Origin of the sequence: Alteromonas sp. DY56-G5 (assembly GCF_041414725.1) — a bacterium.
Lineage (GTDB): Bacteria > Pseudomonadota > Gammaproteobacteria > Enterobacterales > Alteromonadaceae > Alteromonas > Alteromonas macleodii.
Genome location: NZ_JANHZQ010000093.1, coordinates 1 through 4,503, shown reverse-complemented (window position 1 = coordinate 4,503; position 4,503 = coordinate 1). Strand labels below are relative to the sequence as shown.

3 protein-coding genes are annotated in these 4,503 nt (G+C 44.3%); 1 reads left to right on the top strand and 2 read right to left on the bottom strand.

Annotation, left to right across the window (positions count from 1 at the left end):
- Nucleotides 1-142: 142 nt before the first annotated feature.
- A complete protein-coding gene (locus NO989_RS21520) occupies nt 143-2,731 on the bottom strand; it encodes a TonB-dependent siderophore receptor (RefSeq protein WP_039226539.1) in 2,589 nt (862 codons plus the stop codon).
- Between the two features lie 334 nt (nt 2,732-3,065).
- Nucleotides 3,066-3,416: a Grx4 family monothiol glutaredoxin gene (locus NO989_RS21515; protein ID WP_014948765.1), complete on the bottom strand. Its 351-nt coding sequence runs from the start codon at nt 3,414-3,416 to the stop codon at nt 3,066-3,068.
- 349 nt (nt 3,417-3,765) lie between these two features.
- On the opposite strand from NO989_RS21515, the gene sodB reads away from it, so the two are divergent.
- A complete protein-coding gene (sodB, locus tag NO989_RS21510; RefSeq protein WP_014948764.1) occupies nt 3,766-4,347 on the top strand; it encodes a superoxide dismutase [Fe] in 582 nt (193 codons plus the stop codon).
- The last annotated feature ends 156 nt before the right edge of the window (nt 4,348-4,503 follow it).

Below are 4,503 nucleotides of genomic sequence, written 5' to 3'. Positions count from 1 at the left end.
TATCGCGATCGCAGCCTTCGGCTGCTAGAAAAAATAAACCCCTCCGAAAAAAGAGGGGTTTATCATCAATCTGAGGGGGCTAATGCCCCCTTAACTTTGAAACATTAAGTGAAAGTTTGGTTTATAGGTAATTGCTTACCTATTAAAAAGTGTAAACACCTCTTAGGTAGTAGAAGCCACCGTTTATACCAATTGGTGATGTTGTCGGATACGCTGAACCGGCAATCTGTGCGTAGGTGATACCACCTGCATCAGTATTGTTTTCGTCAGGGTATTCATCAAACGCGTTCTTAGCACCAACAGTTACTGTGAACTCTTCAGTGAAGTTATATGCCACTTCAAAGTCGAACGTAATTTCAGAACCTACTTTGTCAATCGGCAATGCAGAGTCTAGGTGATCTTCGAAGATGCTACCGTAGTAGTTCATTCTCGCAAGGAAGCGCCAGTCGCCATTAGTGTGGTTAGCTGTTGCACTGTAACGTACCGCTGGAAGGTTATCTTCTAGCATGCGAATACGGAAATCAGAGATATTATCCGACGCGCGGTCAACTTCTGTAGACGTCCAGTTATATGCAAGTGAGAACTTAGTTTCACCGCCCATCATATCCATCGAATAGTTCGCTACTACGTCTACACCTTCGGTGGTGGTGTCGAAGTCGTTAGTGAAGAAGCTGATTTCAGAGAAGCTAGACGCATCGTTGATACCTTGCTCAAGCAGCGTGGCAATGTCTTCTTCAGTCAGCGCAATACCAGAGGCAGTACTGATACGGTCAGTCAGTTCAATGTTGTAGTAGTCTGCGGTAATGAATAGACCATTATCGAAATCGGCTACCACACCAAACGTGATACTTTCTGACTCTTCAGGCGTTAACTGCTCACCACCTTTAAGTTGAGACACTGGATCTGTCGGAGGCAGTGTTGCACGGTCAATAAGTTCACCACCTGTACCAAACGCGGTAGTTACGTTACGCACGTTGCTTTGACCAAGGGTAGGTGCTTTAAAGCCTGTTGAGAACGCACCACGGAAAGCGATGTTCTCAAGTGCTTGCCAACGGAAAGCAATCTTACCTTTCGTTGTGTCACCGAAATCAGAGAAGTCTTCATAACGTAGCGCACCGGCTAACATGAAGTTTTCAGTGATATACGCTTCTGCGTCAATGTACAGTGCGATGTTGTTGCGGGACACACGACCTTGGCTATTGGCCGCCAAGCCAGGGAAACCATTTGAGCCAATGCCAAAGCCTTGTGTCGCCAGCGGACCTATTTCATAAGAGGCAGTATCACCTGCAAAGCTCTCATAACTTTCGTTGCGATATTGGAAACCAGTTGCCACGAATAGTGGTTCATATAAACCAACATCGAACGGCTTAGTGAAATCAATATCAAGGGTTTGCTCAGACTGCGTATAGCGACCTGGGCTAAATTCTGTAGGTGTTTCTGGACCTAAAGACGGGTTGATAGTGTTGCTAATAGCAAAGTCAACTTCGTTTTGGCCAAGGTTCAAGCTCACGTCATACGTGATATCGTGGTCAAGTTCGCCTTTCGTACCAAAGACAAGTGACATATCTGTAACCGTACCACCGAAACGAGGTGTGAAACCACCTGGCAGCATTTCGTTGAACGCCCAACAGTCAGGATTGTTCTGAACTTCGTTAATATAACGCGGGTTCTCTAGTACGTTATCACCAACTACGATGTCGGTTGGACAGTTACCTGACATATCACCGGTTAAATCACCAACAAGCAGTAGTTGCTCGCCATCGTCATTTGTACCACCATCGTTCACACCACCACGATTGTGTGGGTTACGGAAGTAGAAACCACCTTCAACTTCACGCTCGGCGTAGTTACCAAACATGTAAGCTTCTGAGGTAGCTGAAAGCTCTATACCTGCATTAGCGAAAAGTTTGATGTCGTGTTTGATTTCAGGTGAGCCCCAAATTTGCGCAGGATCTGCTACAAAAGTGTTCCCAGCCGCTATCAATGCAGCAGCGTCTGCACGCTGTACACTTCGAGATGTGTCGTCTGCAGTACGGTATTCAGCTGAAAGGTTAATAAAGCCTTTATCAGATAGAGGAAGGCCTACGTTACCCGACATCTGAATCATGTCGCCGTCGCCTTCGTAGAAAGAGCCGTAACGGGCTTCAAACGAACCGCCTTCTGATGCATCGTTAAGTACGAAGTTAATTACACCCGCAATCGCATCAGAACCGTATTGTGCTGCTGCACCATCACGAAGTACTTCCACCTGCTTTAATGCCGCTGCTGGGATAACAGAAATATCAGGACCTTGTGCACCGTCAGAAAGACCACCACCAAGGAAAGTGATAACCGCAGAACGGTGACGACGTTTACCATTTACAAGCACAAGCGTGTGGTCTGATGCCATACCGCGAAGGTTAGCAGGACGAACAAGCGTTGAAGCATCGTTGATCGGCTGGTCGTTTACGTTAAAAGACGGAACAACAGTCTGCATCATAGATACCATATCAGTGGCACCCTGCTGCTTAAACTCTTCGTCAGATATAATATCAATTGGCACCGCTGAGTCAGCGACCGAGCGAGGCGCTGCACGTGAACCAACTACCGCAATTTGTTCAAAATCTTCGGCCTTAGCACTCTCTTCAGCTTCTTGCGCATAAACAGGTGCAGCGGCCATTACTGAAAACGCAGCTGATGCGGCTAATACGCCACGCACGTTTTTGGTCAATAAAGACAAGGTTGTATTCATGGTGGTTTCCCGGAGTTTCTCTAAGACACCTTCAGCGTTTTAAACACATTAAAAAAATGCTCAGAGTAGTTGTTATTTTTTACCTTCAACACTGACTCATTTGCGGTCAGATGGTGTTTTTTATAGAACGCAAGATATTAAAAAACAAACCTTTTTCGACAAAATAAAAATATTTTTTCACTCCGTAGAGGATTTTAATTTCTGACCTGTCTATATAATTTTTACGGGAATAAAAGTGCGGGATTTTTGGCGGGTTTTAATAAAAAAAGCCGACTATAAGCCGGCTTTTAAATCGTTTTTTACAAACCTAAAGTTTTGTACATGGAAACAAGATTTACTCTGCTTCTTTGTACTTTGCAGCCGTTTCTTTAATAAGCGGTTGAAGCTCGTTTTGTTGGAACATTTCAATAATGATATCGCAACCGCCTACAAGCTCACCTTCAACCCATAGTTGCGGGAATGTCGGCCAGTTTGCATATTTTGGTAGTTCTGCGCGGATGTCTGGGTTTTGAAGAATATCTACATAAGCAAATGGTTCGCCACATGACATCAACGCTTGCGATGCTTGTGAAGAAAAGCCACAGCTAGGTAGTTTAGGAGAACCCTTCATATACAACAAAATTGGGTTTTCTTCGATTTGCTGCTTGATTCTATCTAGCGTTGATTGATTTTCAGTATTATCCATTTGATTCCTCTGAGCACAAAAGTGTATTCCCAGTTAGATGGGAATGCATGAATGATTTATCAAGGGAAAGGGTATCATAATTTTATGTTTAATTACCCATAGCTGAATTGATCTTTTCAACCTCTGAATCGTTATCTACCCATACATTGCAATACAAATTAGTGTCACATTTTAACTTTTGAAAAAAAATTCACATTTTTGTCATTGAGTTATAGGACTTTATCCCCACATTTGGGATATGCTTTAGCGTCTAAAGCAGTATATTGAACATAGAATTAATATGCACTTATTGAACAGGCGAAGATAAGTGGGCTTTAGACTACAATACTAAACCAACATGGAGACCGTCATGGCTTTTGAATTACCAGCATTACCATACGAACAAAATGCACTAGAACCGCATATTTCTGCTGAAACGCTTGAGTACCACTATGGCAAGCACCACGCTACTTATGTAACTAAGCTTAACGGCCTAGTTGAAGGTACTGACATGGAAAACAAAAGCCTAGAAGAAATCATCAAATCTTCTGATGGCGGTGTTTTCAATAACGCAGCGCAGGTATGGAACCACACGTTCTACTGGCACTGTCTAAGCCCGAATGGCGGCGGTGAGCCAACAGGCGCGCTAGCAGAAGCTATCAACGCGAAATGGGGCTCATTTGCAGACTTCCAAGCAGCATTTAACGATAAAGCGGTTAACAACTTCGGTTCAAGCTGGACGTGGTTAGTTAAAACTGCAGACGGCAGCCTAGATATCGTTAACACAAGCAACGCGCAAACGCCTATTTCTGGCGACGACCTTACGCCAGTGCTTACTGTTGACCTTTGGGAACACGCTTACTACATCGACTACCGCAATGCGCGTCCTAAGTACCTAGAAAATTTCTGGGCGCTGGTTAACTGGGAATTCGCAAGCAGCAACTTTGCATAAGCCAAAGACTGAAGCGTTAAGCGCCTTGCGCTCTTAACAGCGTAAAGTATCAGTTATAAAAAGCCCCGCTTCCAAGCGGGGCTCAGACTGTTGAAAAAGCCCTAGACGAAAGTCTGGGGCTTTGATCTAATAGGCATAGTGAAATTCGGAGTGTTC